We start from the raw sequence: 16,172 nt of genomic DNA, 5'->3' as shown, positions 1-16,172 counted from the left end.
ATGCAGCGTCTGGTGATGATGGCGGAGGGGACACACCCGTACCCATCCCGAACACGAAGGTTAAGCCCTCCAGCGCCGATGGTACTTGGACCGCAGGGTCCTGGGAGAGTAGGTCGTTGCCAGGCAATTTGCGGCGGTAGCTCAGGGGGAGAGCACCACCTTGACACGGTGGGGGTCGTAGGTTCAATTCCTATCCGCCGCACCATTTATAATAGAGTGTTGCGTAGTGAATCGTCGTTTGACGAATGACTATGCAACACTCTTTTTTGTATTGAAATCGACAACTACCATGTCAAATTTATATATTTGCCAAGGTTTGTAAGATGCTTACTATGCTTTGTATCTTTTTTTCTTTGGCTTGGTGTGATAGGGTTACAAGGAGAGGAGTGAGTATCTTGTTGTTACTTATATTCATTATTTTAGTCGTTATCATTGTAATTCCTGTTCTTGTGTTCTTAGTAACCGCTTTTATTTTAGCAAGAAAACCGCAACATGCCATTATACGATCACATCCGTATTTAGGTTGGGTGCGTTATGCACTTGAAAAAGTGGGTCCTGAGTTTAGACAATATTGGTTTGATGGAGATGAACAAGGGCGTCCGTTTTCGCGCGCTGATTTTTTAGGACTTGTTTTTTCTGCAAAATATCGAACTGATTTAATTAGTTTTGGTTCGAAACGGAACTATGAAGATTCAGGATTTTACTTGGCGAATGATATGTTCCCTCTTTTAACATCAGAAATGAGCGTAAATAATACAGAGGATATTATAGCAAAGAAATACGTGGTACAAAAAGAAGGTTTATTTTCACGTAAAGAGCAGCTAGTACAAGATCATACGTCTCGTTGGTTATATTCTGAGGAAGATGCTGTGGTAGTTGGATCTGAACGCACTCATCCATGGCGTTTATACGGGATGTTTGGTGCTTCTGCTACTTCTTATGGATCTGTTGGAGAACACTATATTTTAAGTACTGGTAAGGGTGCTCATTTGGCTGGTGGGTCATGGATTAATACAGGTGAAGGTGGAGTAGCACCTGAACATTTACAGACCGGTGCTGATATTGTTTCACAAATCGGACCTGGTTTATTTGGTTATCGAACAAATGATGGAGAATTTTCATGGGAAGAATTTGAACGTAAGTCCCACGAAGAGAATATTAAGGCATTTGAACTGAAGTTTGCACAAGGTGCAAAAATTAGAGGCGGTCACTTAGAAGGCAATAAAGTAAATGATAAGGTAGCTCAAATTAGAAAAGTACCGATTGGTAAGACTGTCAATTCTCCTAACCGTTTTACTTTTCTTAAAACGAGTAGAGATGCCTTGGAGTTTATTTCTAAACTTCAAAAAGTAGGCGGAAAGCCTGTTGGCATTAAAATTGTAGTTGGGCAACAGAGTAAGCTTGATGATCTATTTGAATCCATGATTGCAATGGATGTATATCCTGATTTTATTACGGTTGATGGTGGAGATGGTGGCTCTGGGGCTACTTTTAAATCCATGGCTGATACGATGGGGTTACCTTTATTTTCAGCGTTGATCGTTGTTGTAGATACTGCATATTCGTATGGTATTCGAGATCGTTTTCGCATCTTTGCTTCGGGAAAGTTAATTGCTCCTGATAAGGTTGCAATTGCACTTGCTATTGGTGCAGATGCAGTGAACTCTGCGCGTGGTTTTATGATGGCCAATGGATGTATCATGGCTATGCAGTGTCATACGGGAAAATGCCCTACTGGTGTCACGACTACTGATCCGAAATACCAAGGTGCACTTGTACCTGAAGAAAAGAAGTGGCGTGTGATGAATTATGTTTTGAGTATGCGTCAAAGTCTTTTTGCGCTTGCTGCTGCTACTGGGATTGATAGTCCACGCAAGTTTACTCGGGAACATGTCGTTTATAAAAATGAGTACGGTCGTGCGGTACGTCTAAGTGATTTATTTCCACTCCCGGTTTCGAGATCTGCACCAGCTGTAGAACAAATTGGTCGTTCTATAGGATAATGAAAATAAACGCAAAGGTATTGGGGGATTAAGTCATATGTTAGATACACATGATACTCACTCACAGCAGGTTAACCAACCTAAGTTTTCAACGACCATGATTATGGTTAGACCTCGTCAAGAATCTCAAAAATTTGAGTTATTGTTGGTCAAACGAGCAAAAACTTTAAGAGTTTTGCCTGGCTTTATGGTCTTTCCAGGTGGTGTGATTGAGCAAGAGGATCTGCTTATGGCTGATGTCTGGTTATCCCAAAAACCTGTAATTACGTTCAACAGCATGGCACTAGATATGCAAGTGCCTTCTGACTTTGAAATAGAGAGTTCATTAGTGTTGGGAGAACATGTTGACAAGACAAAACTTTTCTGGTCACTTTACGCAACGGGGTTGCGCGAACTTTATGAAGAAACGGGCGTATTATTGCTTTCTAATATGTACAATTCGGCGCGAGTAGGTCAAGAAGGTCTAGCCGATGAGAAACTGATAGATTTACCAAGTTTGACAACATGGCGTCAGGTTGCACGCGATCTGAAATATTTGCCGCCTGCTCGATACTTTGGGAGAAGAGTGACTCCATCTCAGGTGAAGTATCGATTTGATACGCATTATTTCATCTGCACGTCACCTACAAACGTACAGTTGCAATTATCTTCTGATGAAATTGAAAGCGCAGTCTGGGCAACACCCAGTGAAATACTTAATGAGTTTGAAAAAGATGTATATCTGATGGCCCCACCTACTGTAGATGCTGTCAGTGCTCTAAATAATTATCAGACTCTTGATGAATTACTTGCTCAGGGACGAATGCCGCTGCAGGTTTATGATCAGAAACGCGTAAATGATTTTATTTCACGGATGTCGTAGACTCGATGTAATAGCTTATTTGATTGGCAACTGGATCAACTGTTACTGAGATAATCATGTCTTCTCTTATTTTTTGCAAATGTCCTTGGACAGTCTTCAAGGCTACCCAACTCATTTCTGTAGGCACTGATTCTTTATAAATCTCCTGTGTCAATTGTTCTAAGGTTTTGGGGGAACTTTGTAAAAGTGTTATGATTTGATGCTCGCGCATGAGGCGGCGTGCTTTCATCGCCGTCATTAAAGCATCAGGCTGATCAGTGACTACCCCATGTCCTGGGTATACAGTAGATGGTTTACGTGCGATTAGTTGATCGAGGGACTGTAGATAGTCGCGAAGATGACCATCTGGTGGTCCAATCCAAACAGTTCCTTGAGGTATAACTGTATCACCTGTAAACATGATTCCTGAAGTTTTATCGTGTAAAGCGATATGACCATGGGTATGTCCTGGGGTATGGATGACGTCAAGAGATTGGTTGTAATGTGTTACTGTACTGCCATTCACCAATGAAGGCATAATGTGAATGTTTTTGATTTCGATGGAGCGACTTGCATAGAGTTCTAGTAATGGTCTGTATTCTAACGGATGACAATATATTGGGCAATTTGTAAGCCTTGCTAGGTATGCTGCACCCAGGCTATGATCAGGATGGTAGTGGGTGAGATAGATACCATGCAGTTTTGCACGTCGTCTTTCGATTTGTTGCAAGATGGTCTGCGTCGAGTCAGCATATCCGGCATCTATCAACAAAGCATCTTCACAGTTATGAGTTAGCAGATAAGCATTTGCTTCGTGTTCTAACAAATGATCATTCGTGCTCACCGGAATACGATCAATCGACCACTGTTCCAAGGTACGTCATCCTTTCAAGTTTAAGATAAGGGGTTAGAGATCTATAATGAAAATATACACGAAAACAGGCGACGAGGGACAAACTAGTTTAATTTACGGTAGACGAGTTGCTAAAGACGACTTACGAGTGGAAGTATATGGGACAGTTGATGAAGCAAACTCCATCTTAGGTGTTGTGCATGCTCAAATGGTGCCTTACGCACATCAGTTACATGACTTGCAAAAGATTCTTTTGCGCATACAGCGCGATTTATTTGATGTAGGGCGTGATTTAGCTACGCCTGAAGATAAGGATGATCAACCACATGTTACAGCAGAGCATGTGGCATTATTAGAGCGAGTGATCGACCGCTTGGAAGGAGAATTAGCCCCGCTTCATCAATTTATCCTACCTGGCGGTCACATTGCAGCAAGTGAGCTCCATCATGCGCGAACTGTTGTTCGACGCGCAGAGCGCATGTGTGTGACACTCCTTCGTGAACAAGCAGCTAATCACGAGATAAGAAAGTATGTCAATCGACTTTCTGATTTATTGTTTGTTATGGCCCGGGTAGTGAATGCTCGACTAGCGATTGCAGAGCCAACTGTTGATTTTTCGGCACCTGCACAGGATGTAGAGTGATGGGATGGCGTCATGCGAAGGGTTTATTGTTAGATCTAGATGGAACTCTCATTAAAGGGAGCAGCCCCATTAACGGAGCAGTGGAATTTATGTGGGAAGTGGAGAAATTGCACATTCCATATCTCTATTGGACCAATAATTCGACAAGAACACCAGACATGGTCATTCAATTACTACATGAGCAGGGATTTCCAGGCGATGTAAACCATGTCTATACAAGTGGTACAGCGACTGCAGAGTGGCTCATAGAGCATGTGTCTAAAACCCCGACTGTCTATGTGATTGGCGAAATCGGATTGAAGCAAGTTTTACAACAAGCTGGGATTCACATCGTAGAAGGTACATCAGATTACGTGGATGCGGTTGTGTCTGGTCTTGATCGACAGGTAGATTATCTTCAATTGAGCAACGCGATGACACATGTAATAAGAGGTGCAGTATTTATTGGAACGAATTCTGATCATGCACTACCTACAGAATCAGGTGTGCTCCCGGGTGCAGGAGCGATCCTTGCATTTCTTGAGCGGGCAACCAAGTCTAGTGCATATATTATTGGTAAACCAAATCCTGCATTTGTAGTGTCTGCATGTGATCGATTGGGTGCACTTCCAGCAGATGTTGTTGTTATTGGTGATAACCCAGAAACGGACATAGCATCTGCTGTTTTAGCTGGCGCGCAAACCATTTGGGTAAAGTCAGGCATTCAATCTACAGTAACCGCAACAGCGGATCAAAAGATTGCTAGTATAGGTGATTTACTTATCTAGCAATCTATTTTTTATCTCTTGCTTTTTCTATATATAGTGCATATAATCTTAAATGCCGAGTCTATTACACTACATATAGTCATGGGGTGGAGGCATGCGTTGCCCGTTTTGTCAAGCATTAGATTCTCGAGTTATTGAATCCCGTGCAAATGATGATCAATACACCGTTCGGCGAAGACGAGAGTGTATCGCTTGTCAGCGGCGGTTTACAACCTATGAAAGGGTTGAGTTAGGGCCCTTGATGGTAGTGAAAAAGGATCGCACACGAGAAGAATTTGATCGTGAAAAGATTCGTCGGGGTATTGTACGAGCATGTGAAAAAAGACCGATTTCTTTTGTGCAAATAGAAGAAGTAGTCGATGAGATAGAGCGAGAATTACGGGCTGAGTACGAGCGAGAAGTACCATCTGCAGAAATAGGTGTAAAGGTCATGCAACGATTGCGCTCTTTTGATGGGGTAGCCTATGTTAGATTTGCAAGCGTATATCGCGAATTTCGCGATGTAGAGACGTTTGCCAAAGAGATATTGCAGTTATTGCATCAACAAGCAAATCAAGAGAACACGCAAGATTAAGTCATTCATCCATGATGTGGATGAAACTTGATCAGGAGAGTAGTTGGAGGAGGATGTAACGAAATGCCAGATATCAAACAAATATTGCCGTTTACTGAGGAAGATCAATTAGGAGTAACAGGAGAGCGCATTGTCGCCGATCGTTACTTGCTAAAAGACGCTAAGAAAGAGACGCTACAAGTCGGAAGTCTTGTGGTGGCAGTACTAGATCGCAAACGCGCATATCATGAACTTGCTCGCGTTATTGATGTCGATCAAGGCAATCGTTCAGTAACGGTACAAGTGCGTGATGGGTATGAAACAGAATTATCATTTGATCATGTGGATGTTCTACAAGAAGTGGCCCCTCGTCAGATGTGGCGACGAATTGCACATGCTGTCGCTAAAGCTACAAAGTCACCTAAACTATATGAAGATAAGTTTTATGAGTTACAGAGCCAATGGAGATACGTACCTGGAGGACGTATTAATGCTTCCATGGGAACTGGTATACAAACAACTAGTTATAATTGTTTTGTGATTCCCAATGTAGGTTCAACTGTTCGTGATTATGCGCGTTCTTTCGGACAAACACTAGAAATTCAGGCGCGTTCTGGTGGAGTCGGGATGAACCTAAGCCAAGTACCACCTGAGGGATGGGTGTCACCTGTAGAAGAACGCTCACGTAAATCGGAGTTGCTACTTGTCCTTGATACATGGCATGAGGATCTTTTGGAGTTTCTTATGCAAGATTATCCAAACAGTACAAAAGTCGTGCATGTGTCTACTGCATTTTTGCGTGCTGTTGAACATGGTGAGATGTGGACATTCGTATTTCCGGACACCACGGCACCTGAGTACGATGAGCAGTGGCAAGGTGATTTGCAGGCGTGGACAGAGGCCGATCTCCCAATTCGTTATGGAGCAACCCTTCCAGCACAAGTGATTTATGATAAAATCGTCGAAAGTGGCGCACAGATGATGCAAGACCTAATGGGAGTAGTGATGAATCCAGGCGATAGTCGCGGGACGATTGCGAGTACCCTTGCTGATATGTGGGAAGCTATGTTAGCACATAAACGCGTGGCTATGGTGTTGTCTTCTTTACGGCCACGCTATAGTTATGTACGTGGAGTCAATGGTCGCAGTTCAGGTGCGTACTCTTGGGGTCAGTTGTACGACAAGGGCAATCAAGTATTTGGACAAGGATTTGGACCTGTTGGCGTGGGTGAGATCATGAGCGTAGGCTGTCAGTTAACACTGCAAGGTGGATCTCGTCGCGGTGCACTGATGCTTATCTTAAATGATCGGCATGCAGATATTCTAAAATTCATTCGTTGTAAGCAAGTGGATGGAGTCATCACAGGAGCCAATATTTCCGTGGGGATATCTGAAGAGTTTATGGAAGCAAAGGCTAAAGATGAAGAATGGATATTAGGATATCCACCTTTAGAGTGCAGTTCAGAGTTTCACGGTGACTTCTTTGAGTGGGAGCGTCAAGAGAAACCTTTGCAGGTAACAGAATCGATTAAAACCACTAAGCTTTGGGATGAATTGATTGGTTCTGCATGGCAATCAGCAGAACCAGGTGTCGTATTTTTAGGACGATATAATGCGATGTCTAATTCACACTATTTTAATCCTATCATTGCTACTAATCCATGTGGTGAACAAGGTCTACCAGCATTTGGGATTTGTAATTTAGGAGCCGTGGTTTTAAGTCAATTTGCCGCAGGCTTTGAGGACTCAGGGGAATATGTTGAGTTTCACGATCTAGAAAAACAGTCGTATATTCGACATTGGCTGGCAAAGTATTTTGCCGCTGATCGAGTAGATTTTTTGTTGCACCATGTAAAGTGGGAAGAGCTTGAGGAAATTACGCGAACAGGGCTACGCTTTCAAGATGCAATTATTGATGCGACGTACTATCCGTTTGAAGATAATCGCCGCAATCAACTAAGTGAGCGTCGAGTTGGGTTAGGTATTATGGGGTTACACGATTTATTGATCTACTGTGGAATTCGCTATGGTTCAGAAGAGTCAGTACGATTTATTGATATTTTGCTTGGCTTAATGGCAGAGTGGTGCTATCTTGAATCGGTGGAATTGGCGAAAGAAAATGGACCATTTCCTATGTACAAGGAAGAACCATTTTTGCAATCTGGGTTTATGCAAACTATGGCGCAATATCGTCCACATGTTGTGGAAGCCATTCGAAAACATGGCGTTCGCAATGTCACTACAATGACGATTGCCCCAACAGGTACGACAGGTACGATGGTTGGCTGTTCAACTGGCTGTGAACCTTATTATGCGTGGTCCTATTACCGCAACTCTAGGCTTGGAATGTTTGAAGAGAGTGCTCTCATTGTGGAGAAATACAGGGCAGAACATGGAGGCAGTCATGATCTTCCTGATTATTTCGTTACAAGCATGGAATTATCTCCTGAAGAACACGTTCGGGTGCAAGCTGCATTGCAAACGTGGATCGACAGCAGTATTTCCAAAACCTGTAATGCTCCAAATTCGTATACCGTAGAAAACACGAAGCACTTATATGATCTTGCTTATGACCTTGGTTGCAAAGGAATAACCATTTATCGTGACGGATCACGCTCTGAGCAAGTATTGACTTTAACAGATCCTTCTAATACTGAGGCAAATGGTAGTATTGATGATCAATCTCTTATGCCACAACAAGTTGCGGCCACTTCTATGGATGGTACGAGATTATCCAATGCTGGATATACCGACGAAAGAGATTATCAAAAACGCAAGCGTCCTGATGTGCTTTATGGTGCAACATATAAGAAAGAAACGCCACTAGGGACTGCTTTTATCACGATTAATGATGATGAAAAGCATCTGGCAAGAGAAATTTTTGTGAATATTGGTAAGGCAGGATCAGATGTGTACGCGGCCAATGAAGCACTTGGGAGAGCTATTACCTTGTATTTGATGGATTCGCAGAATCCTGATAAAGAGGCTGTTTTAGTCAAGCATTTTAGCGGTATCGGTGGTCAGAGCTCCGTTGGCTTTGGAGAACGTCGCATTACAAGTGTACCGGACGCAATCGCCAAATCTTTGATTGATCACTCCGAGACGTTTCCATTACGTAACACGTCTCTTTCGGAAATGAGCGCAACGATTGAAGATGAGAACGGGATTCTCACTTCTTTGCAAGAACCAGTACACGGATCTTTGCGCGATGCGGAAGGTGGACGGGATTGGTGTCCGGAGTGTCACCAACATAGCCTTGTGCGCCATGGTGGATGCAATGAGTGCGAGGCATGTGGATACAGTAAGTGTTAAGAGATAGAGTATGATGTAGTGGCTGAACAAAGCAGGGAGATCGATGCTCTCCCTGCTTTGTTCATGCCTAACTAGTTTATTGCGGCTCCAGTGTAACCGGGTACCAGAAGGAAGAAGAGAACAAAGATAATTAAAAATACAACTGCCCAGCGAGTATAGCCTCCAAATGCACCGTACATGACAATCCCTCCACATGTTTGAGTCATGAACCTGATGGCCTTGTCAGTTGGCCCACTATTACTAGATGCAACTGGAGCTCTTTGTGATTGGACGTTTGCCCTGATCAGATATTCAGAATGTTAACAAGTGATGCTATATACTCTACACGGTTAAAAAACATGGTATGATCAATAAAGGTTATAGATTGAAAGTAGAGTGGAGTGTGTCACAGTAGAATGGAATATTTGTCTTATAGTCGTTTGTCATTATATGAGACATGTGGACTGCGATTTTATTATGAATATGTAGCACATGCAACTCCGACAGATGAGGTTCCGACGCATTATACGACTTTTGGAAAGTTGCTTCATGCACTTTATGAAGATCATGCTAATTCAAGCGGTGAAAAAGCATTTGATGAATTAAAATCGACATTTGATCAGCAATTTCCTGCTGTTTTGGATGAATTTCCTGATCGTAAAACGGCAGTAGAATTTTATAAAAATGGGATACGTGCTATTCACCGGTTTAGTGGATATAAAGTTAGTGATGTTGTTGCATCCGAACAAGAATTTTTATTGCCAATGGCACCTGGAGTTCCGCCTATTAAAGGATTTATAGATCGCGTGATCTATTCGCCTAAACACGGGTATATGGTTGCTGACTTAAAGACGGGTAAAACATTTTCTGCTCAAAATCCAAAGAAAATGTATCAATTAGTTATTTATTCAGCTGCTTGTGAGTCCATTTATGGCAAGCCTGCTGATAGTGGATACTTTGATTTTATTGTTTCGGGTCAACGCGAATGGGTGGATATCACAGAAGCAAAACGCGATCAGGCTAAGCAGTGGGTTGCACAAACGTGGAGAAAAATAGAAGAAGAGCGTTTTGATGCTAAGTATTCAAGTGGATTTTGTTCTCGCTTTTGTCCATTTCGATCCATGTGTGGAGCCTATCAAGAGCGTCAGACGCATGCAGAAATCGCTAGCGGACATGGACGTGGTTAAGGTAGTTATCGACATGTAAATAAGAGGGATGAAAACGATAGGTGGTCAGTAGCTATACGCACTCATCACCTATCGTTTTTATGTAATTTTATTCCACTTTAAGATGTCCGCTAAAATGCTCATCAATAATATGACCACAGGCTATACAGGCATATTGGTAAGTCACTTTATTGACTTGAGATGGAACGGACATACCACGTGTAACCATAACACTTGAATTCAGTTCTACTATTTTTTCTTCCCTAAATAACGTACCTCCACATTTGGGGCAAAGTATGGAATGGGCTGGTGCATCTGACATAAAAATTCCTCCTATATACATCGATCAATTGGGCTATAGAATCCATGCTTAGTATACCACTGTTTTGTCTTTGCTTTCTAAAGCTTTGTACTAAAACCATCCTTTGCGATGGATGATCAATATCGATATGCCAGCCACTACTGCCATGAGTGACAATGAGTAAGGATAACCATATGTCCAACCGTATTCTGGAATTTTAAAATTCATTCCATAGATACTAGCAATTAAATTAAGCGGTAGGAAAATGGTGGCTGCAACTGTTAGGATTTTCATTACACGATTCATTTCATTTGACTGTAATGAAGTATACCCTTCCACATTGGATAATAAGTTATCGCGAATTGTATCTAAGTCATCGATTAATTCTTCTGTGCGATCAGAGAGATCTATAAAATAAGCTTTATTTTGTATAGATGTATAAGTGAAACTATCAGTTCCGAGAATATTGAATATACGCGCTTGAGGCGCCAATAATTGTAACACAGTAAATGCTGTATGACGTGTTTCACGAATATCTAAAAAAAGGTTTGTTTGTTGATTCAAGTGATCTGACACATGTTCTGCATTACGTATGACCTGAGTGACGAGTGCTGCAAATGACTGTATAAAGCCTTGTACGATATAATAGAGAACAAGTTCTATACCTGAAGCTAGAATGTCTTCTTCTTTGGCACGCATGACCATCGCATCGATGTGCAACACGTGATCAGAACACAATGTCAAAAGAAAATGTTCACCTAATATAAAATCAACACGTACTGGTTTTATATGTATATCAGGAGTTGTGAAATAATAAAGCGAGAAAGCGACGTAGTGAGGATGAACAATAAACCTGGATCGCTTTGTATCGGTACGTTTACAATGCACAATATCAGTTTCATGCAATTCATACATAGTTTGTATTTGATTCAGTTCATTGTCATTTACATGAGACCCAAACACCCATATAGTATGATCGTTACTTGGATGTTGGAGTTCATCACTCTCTACGGTCACTCCTTGCAAAAGAGAGTGGTAAAATGTCTGTATCAGATGGAATCCTCCTTTAAAGCTGCATGGTCATGAGTACTTAGACAATGGTATACTTACACTTGTCCAAATGTGGGGGTTATATATAAGTATTGGCGAAGGGCGAAGAATGATACGTTGCGTCCATTTGTCGAAAGATCATTGCGACGAAGTTCGTAGTCACCCCGCGCGCGATTTTAGTAAGGGAAGGTGCCTCGATGGAGCGGGGAATTAAAAATTGGATGTTAGCTTCTATGGCTATTTTATTAGCTGAGGTGGGGCGTATAATAGGTGCAGAATTTCACATTCATCGAGTTGAACAGGTGATTGATGGGATAGCCATTGTCATTTTCTTAGTAGCTGCTGTGCGATTTATTGTGGATAAACGGAAACGCTAATTGACAGATTATGATACAATAAAAATGATTGACTGATCAGTCAAAGGAGGAAGTTTAATGTCAGAATTAGTGCGAATCGATAAAGAACCTGGGATTGCCATTGTAACAATTGCAAATCCACCTATGAACGTTCTTAGTAAAGCGGTTGCAGAGGGGTTGTTGCAAGCATTTCGCGATCTACAAGGTGATGTGGATGTTCGTGTGATCGTGTTAGCAGGTGAAGGGGAACGCGCCTTTATGGCTGGGGCAGATATCAAAGAGTTCCCAACTGCACTTGGTAAAGTCGGTATGGCCTATGCATTGGCGGAACAATTGCATGAACTGATGAATCTCATAGATCATATGAAGAAACCAACAATTGCAGCTCTGCATGGTTTCACTTTTGGTGGAGGGCTTGAAATGGCTTTGACATGTGATATTCGCATTTGTGACGAAGGTTCGCTGCTTGGTCTTCCTGAGATAAAACTCGGCATTTTTCCGGGAGCTGGAGGAACACAACGTCTGCCACGTTTGATTGGTGAGGCGCGCGCAAAAGAGATGATGTATACAGGTGAACCTATTGATGCAGTCAAGGCTAATCAAATTGGACTTGTTAACCGCGTTGTTCCAAAAGGGCAGTCATTACACGCAGCACTCGAATTAGCGCGTGTGATCGCACAAAGGAGTCTTTCTGCGCTCTCTTTAGTTAAGCAAGCCATTGACGAAGGCGCAGAATTGACTTTGGCACAGGGTTTGGAAAATGAGGCTAAAAGATTTGATGATGCTTTTCAAACGGCAGATAGCAAAGAAGGAATTCAAGCTTTTATAGAAAAAAGAAATCCAGTGTTTAATCAAAGGTAGTTTGACAGTCAGTTATAGTGCCTGTTCAAAAAGGGGGCAGGTAAGACACGCGCAGTGCAAGGAAGCGAGCCAAAAATATACTGAGGGTACGTTTTGGGTACGTGAGGGAGCGTTCTTGGCGCTGACGATGCAATGCGCTGGGGAGTTCTGACTCTTTTTGAACAACCTCTTATAGAATGTGTAGGTTTCGCTAAGGCTACATCAGGTGTAGATAGCCTTAACGTGCAGTCATGCTAATGTCTGAAGGGTGGAATGACAAGTGGTCGACTTTACTCGGTTAGACGAGCATTTAAAAGCAAGTGCTCGTGATCACGGCAATGATTTTGCATATTCTTATTTAGACAAGCGAGTGACTTACTCAGAATTATATAGTCGGGTTCTTAAAATTAGTGGGTATCTTTATGAAGCAGGGTACCGCAAGGGTGATGGTATTGCACTTATTTTACCAAATAGTGATGCTTTTTTAGAAATGTATCATGGTGCACTTGCAATTGGCATGTTTGTTGTTCCTCTTAATCCACTGTATACACCCAATGAACTTTTGTATATGTTAAAGGACAGCGGAGTTAAAGTGATTGTTGCACCTGTGCAGATGGCGCCTATTGCCCCTATGGTCATGCAAGCGCTTCCGGGGGTTTCATTAATTGTGGCTGGAGATTCTTACGAATCCATAGTTGCGCCCTTGATCACCTTTGATACTGTTGTTGCACATCAACCGATTCAGAAACTAGATGAAAAGTTGATGATTGATGATTTGGCTGTAGTTCTATATACATCTGGTACCACTGGTAAACCAAAAGGTGCGATGTTAACACATCAAAACCTGAGCTCTAATGCCATGATGGCAGGGATTCATCTGCGTTTTTCAGGGGATGATCGCATTGTTACTGTGCTACCTATGTTTCATGTATTTAGTTTGACTGTATGTGTGAATGCAGGAATCTTTAGCGCCGCTGAGTTAATTATATTGCCCAGATTTAGTCCCAAAGAGGTCATTAAGGTTATTGAAGAAACAAAAGCTACTATTTTTGCGGGCGTACCAACGATGTATAATTTTATTATGCAGGCAGCTGGAGATACACACGTGGACTTCCACTCACTGCGTTATTGCATTTCAGGCGGAGCCGCAATGCCTGTTGCTATACTCAATGCATTTGAGAAGCGTTTTGATGTGATTGTACTTGAAGGATACGGCTTATCAGAAGCTTCACCAGTGACAGCTTTTGCTCCTGTTGATGGTCGTCCGCGCAAGGTGGGATCCATAGGTGTATCTTTACCCATGGTTGAACAAAGAGTAGTTGATGAACAAGATCAGGAAGTCCCTGTGGGAGAAGTAGGCGAATTGGTTGTACGTGGACCTAATGTTATGAAGGGGTATTTGGGGCGGCCTGAAGATACCCAAAAAGCACTGCGTGATGGGTGGTTACACACGGGTGATATGGCTAAAATGGACGAAGATCAGTATTTTTATATAGTGGATCGCAAAAAAGACATGATTCTTGTGGGTGGCTTTAATGTGTATCCTCGAGAAGTTGAAGAGGTGCTCTTTACATGCGATGGAGTTCTTGAAGCAGCTGTTGTAGGTGTGCCTAATTCCGATTATGGGGAAGAAGTCGTAGCGTGTATTGTTCGGAAAAATGAATCGATTACAGCGGAGTACATTGAGCGTTATTGTGAATCTCATTTGGCCAAGTATAAGTTGCCAACTAGAATCTTATTTATGGATGATCTCCCCAAAAACATGACTGGAAAAGTTGTTCGTCGTGAATTGCGCGAACAACTACAGGATAAGGCCATCAATAACATGTAAGACATCCATTGACGGATGCAAGATGAGCTCATTTATCTTAAAGGATAAATGGGCACATCTTTTGTTTTAGGATGAATGTGTCTTTGTATTTTGCGTATGATTAGATTATATGGGATTTTAGGCTTGAACAAATGACTCATTAGTAAGCCATGTGTTATACTAAGATACAATTATGTCCTTATTTTAATGTGGCGATCCAGTCGGAGGTGAATTCCCGTCGTGATCCTTAATTTTACCTTCTATGTATGGGCTAGAATATGGGAGTAAGCACGGGGAGTGTGTGGGAATAACCACGAACGAATTAGTTGATTTGCTTTGGGATTTTGTTTTAATTGCCGTTAATGGCTACTTTGTTGCTGCGGAATTTGCTATTGTTCGATCGCGTAGAACGCGTTTAGAACAATATGTACAACAGGGTAATAAGATTGCTCGTCACGCGATGGATGTCATCGATAAGATTGATGCATATTTATCTGCAACACAACTTGGGATTACATTGGCTTCGCTGGGATTAGGGTGGACTGCACAGCGATCAATAACTCCAATTCTTGTGGCGATATTCGGTGAGGTTCATGACATATCTCATCGTGTTCTTGGGTTTATTTCGGCCATTATTGCTTTTTTACTGGTCACTTTTTTACAAATAGTTTTTGGTGAGCTTGCGCCTAAATCATTGGCCATATCACGTGCTGAATCCTGGTTAATGGTAACTGCTCTTCCGCTCAAGGGTTTTTATCGTGTGATGTATCCTGCGATTTGGTTACTTAATGCAACGGCAAGAAATGTGCTACGCATGGCACATATTACTGCATCCACACGAGAAATTGCACATTCAGAAGAAGAATTGCGCATGCTTGTTGCACAGAGCCATGAGAGCGGTGTGATCGATGAGACAGAGCGTGAGTTATTTAACAATGTATTTGTATTTGCTGACCGAGTTGCACGGGAAATTATGGTGCCAAGAACAGATATGATAGCATTGTTTACAGATCAAACCATCGAAGAATGCTTGGAAGAGATTCAACGTGAACGGCATACGCGATTTCCACTATGTGAAGACGATAAAGATCATGTAATTGGTATCATTCATAGTAAAGACTTGTTTAGTTTTGCGTTACAAACACCTAAACGAGAAGGATCCATTCGCTCACTTGCGCGTAAAGTGGTTAGTGTACCTGAAGCGTTAGGTATTGATGATGTGTTAAAGGTTTTGCAAAAAGAGCGATCAAGCCTGGCCATTGTCATTGACGAGTACGGCGGAACAGCAGGTATGGTTAGTTTAGAGGATGTTATCGAGGAACTTGTCGGAGAAATTCAAGATGAGTTTGATGAAGAACGGCCACCTATTGAAGAGCGAGAAGGCTATCTGTCTGTTGACGCACGCATGTTGATTGAAGAAGTTAATGAATTATTTGGTTTCTCATTGTCCGATGAAGAAGTGGATACGGTAGGTGGTTGGGTTTATGCACAACTAGTGGATCCGCTCAAAGTTGGAATTGAGGTTGAATATGAAGGGGCTCGTTTTGAAGTTGCGGAAACGGATAACTTGCGAATTACGCGGTTACATGTGTATCCCCCTGAAGTACCTTCTGACGATGAAGCAACCGATGAATGGAAAAAGGGCCAAGAAGAATAATCCTTTTTCTACATCGAATAGTAACACCCATGCATAAGAGA

14 protein-coding genes, 1 tRNA gene and 1 rRNA gene are annotated in these 16,172 nt (G+C 42.1%); 13 read left to right on the top strand and 3 right to left on the bottom strand.

The genetic code is table 11. From position 1 onward, the window contains the following. Positions 1-8 precede the first annotated feature (8 nt). The 4 genes from rrf (at position 9) to MM817_RS07625 (ending at position 2,865) form a co-directional block, all read left to right on the top strand. A 5S ribosomal RNA gene (gene rrf / locus MM817_RS07640) occupies positions 9-125 on the top strand. Between the two features lie 5 nt (positions 126-130). Continuing rightward, positions 131-205 (top strand) — tRNA-Val (locus tag MM817_RS07635). A gap of 190 nt (positions 206-395) precedes the next feature. Beyond that, positions 396-2,003: a glutamate synthase-related protein gene (locus MM817_RS07630; RefSeq protein WP_419723375.1), complete on the top strand. Its 1,608-nt coding sequence runs from the start codon at positions 396-398 to the stop codon at positions 2,001-2,003. A 37-nt stretch (positions 2,004-2,040) separates the two neighbouring features. Further along, positions 2,041-2,865 (top strand): NUDIX hydrolase, encoded by an 825-nt coding sequence (locus MM817_RS07625; RefSeq protein WP_241713300.1) that lies wholly within the window; start codon positions 2,041-2,043, stop codon positions 2,863-2,865. On the opposite strand, the gene MM817_RS07620 is transcribed toward MM817_RS07625, so the two are convergent. After that, on the bottom strand, positions 2,846-3,718 hold the full coding sequence (locus tag MM817_RS07620; protein WP_241713298.1) for an MBL fold metallo-hydrolase: 873 nt from the start codon (positions 3,716-3,718) through the stop codon (positions 2,846-2,848). The two genes, MM817_RS07625 and MM817_RS07620, sit on opposite strands and share 20 nt — an antisense overlap. A gap of 46 nt (positions 3,719-3,764) precedes the next feature. Between MM817_RS07620 and MM817_RS07615 the strand changes: the two genes are divergently transcribed. The 5 genes from MM817_RS07615 to MM817_RS07595 all read left to right on the top strand — a co-directional run bounded on the left by MM817_RS07615 (position 3,765) and on the right by MM817_RS07595 (position 10,138). Then, positions 3,765-4,340: a cob(I)yrinic acid a,c-diamide adenosyltransferase gene (locus tag MM817_RS07615; protein ID WP_241713297.1), complete on the top strand. Its 576-nt coding sequence runs from the start codon at positions 3,765-3,767 to the stop codon at positions 4,338-4,340. Next, positions 4,340-5,107, top strand: coding sequence for an HAD-IIA family hydrolase (locus MM817_RS07610; RefSeq protein ID WP_241713295.1), 768 nt, complete (start codon positions 4,340-4,342; stop codon positions 5,105-5,107). Before MM817_RS07615 ends, MM817_RS07610 begins: the two co-directional genes overlap by 1 nt. 94 nt (positions 5,108-5,201) lie before the next feature. Beyond that, the gene (nrdR, locus tag MM817_RS07605) at positions 5,202-5,681 is read left to right on the top strand and encodes a transcriptional regulator NrdR (RefSeq protein ID WP_241713293.1); all 480 of its coding nucleotides are present in this window, start codon (positions 5,202-5,204) and stop codon (positions 5,679-5,681) included. A gap of 63 nt (positions 5,682-5,744) precedes the next feature. After that, a complete protein-coding gene (locus MM817_RS07600) occupies positions 5,745-8,972 on the top strand; it encodes an adenosylcobalamin-dependent ribonucleoside-diphosphate reductase (protein WP_241713291.1) in 3,228 nt (1,075 codons plus the stop codon). Positions 8,973-9,367: 395 nt separating this feature from the next. Beyond that, positions 9,368-10,138, top strand: coding sequence for a RecB family exonuclease (locus MM817_RS07595; RefSeq protein ID WP_241713289.1), 771 nt, complete (start codon positions 9,368-9,370; stop codon positions 10,136-10,138). 88 nt (positions 10,139-10,226) lie between these two features. On the opposite strand, the gene MM817_RS07590 is transcribed toward MM817_RS07595, so the two are convergent. Together MM817_RS07590 and MM817_RS07585 are read right to left on the bottom strand one after the other, a co-directional pair. Beyond that, a complete protein-coding gene (locus MM817_RS07590) occupies positions 10,227-10,439 on the bottom strand; it encodes a hypothetical protein (protein WP_241713287.1) in 213 nt (70 codons plus the stop codon). Between the two features lie 90 nt (positions 10,440-10,529). Then, a complete protein-coding gene (locus MM817_RS07585) occupies positions 10,530-11,435 on the bottom strand; it encodes a magnesium transporter CorA family protein (protein WP_473828218.1) in 906 nt (301 codons plus the stop codon). Between the two features lie 230 nt (positions 11,436-11,665). Between MM817_RS07585 and MM817_RS07580 the strand changes: the two genes are divergently transcribed. The 4 genes from MM817_RS07580 to MM817_RS07565 all read left to right on the top strand — a co-directional run bounded on the left by MM817_RS07580 (position 11,666) and on the right by MM817_RS07565 (position 16,131). Beyond that, positions 11,666-11,845 (top strand): hypothetical protein, encoded by a 180-nt coding sequence (locus tag MM817_RS07580; protein WP_241713285.1) that lies wholly within the window; start codon positions 11,666-11,668, stop codon positions 11,843-11,845. A 57-nt stretch (positions 11,846-11,902) separates the two neighbouring features. After that, complete coding sequence (locus tag MM817_RS07575; RefSeq protein ID WP_241713283.1) at positions 11,903-12,685, top strand: enoyl-CoA hydratase/isomerase family protein; 783 nt, start codon at positions 11,903-11,905, stop codon at positions 12,683-12,685. A 259-nt stretch (positions 12,686-12,944) separates the two neighbouring features. Beyond that, complete coding sequence (locus tag MM817_RS07570) at positions 12,945-14,495, top strand: long-chain-fatty-acid--CoA ligase (protein ID WP_241713281.1); 1,551 nt, start codon at positions 12,945-12,947, stop codon at positions 14,493-14,495. A gap of 280 nt (positions 14,496-14,775) precedes the next feature. Next, entirely contained in the window at positions 14,776-16,131 is a 1,356-nt protein-coding gene (locus tag MM817_RS07565; protein ID WP_241713279.1) for a hemolysin family protein, read from the top strand. Positions 16,132-16,172: the final 41 nt, after the last annotated feature.

This window comes from Sulfoacidibacillus ferrooxidans (assembly GCF_022606465.1).
Lineage (GTDB): Bacteria > Bacillota > Bacilli > Alicyclobacillales > SLC66 > Sulfoacidibacillus > Sulfoacidibacillus ferrooxidans.
The sequence above is the reverse complement of the archived record's forward strand: the minus strand, read 5'-3'. Positions and strand labels throughout refer to the sequence as shown.

Coding starts and splice junctions, on each gene's coding strand:
- MM817_RS07625 (WP_241713300.1), top strand. CDS start 2,041: ATGTTAGATACACATGATACTCACTCACAGCAGGTTAACCAACCTAAG.
- MM817_RS07615 (WP_241713297.1), top strand. CDS start 3,765: ATGAAAATATACACGAAAACAGGCGACGAGGGACAAACTAGTTTAATT.
- MM817_RS07610 (WP_241713295.1), top strand. CDS start 4,340: ATGGGATGGCGTCATGCGAAGGGTTTATTGTTAGATCTAGATGGAACT.
- nrdR (WP_241713293.1), top strand. CDS start 5,202: ATGCGTTGCCCGTTTTGTCAAGCATTAGATTCTCGAGTTATTGAATCC.
- MM817_RS07600 (WP_241713291.1), top strand. CDS start 5,745: ATGCCAGATATCAAACAAATATTGCCGTTTACTGAGGAAGATCAATTA.
- MM817_RS07595 (WP_241713289.1), top strand. CDS start 9,368: ATGGAATATTTGTCTTATAGTCGTTTGTCATTATATGAGACATGTGGA.
- MM817_RS07590 (WP_241713287.1), bottom strand. CDS start 10,439: ATGTCAGATGCACCAGCCCATTCCATACTTTGCCCCAAATGTGGAGGT.
- MM817_RS07580 (WP_241713285.1), top strand. CDS start 11,666: ATGGAGCGGGGAATTAAAAATTGGATGTTAGCTTCTATGGCTATTTTA.
- MM817_RS07575 (WP_241713283.1), top strand. CDS start 11,903: ATGTCAGAATTAGTGCGAATCGATAAAGAACCTGGGATTGCCATTGTA.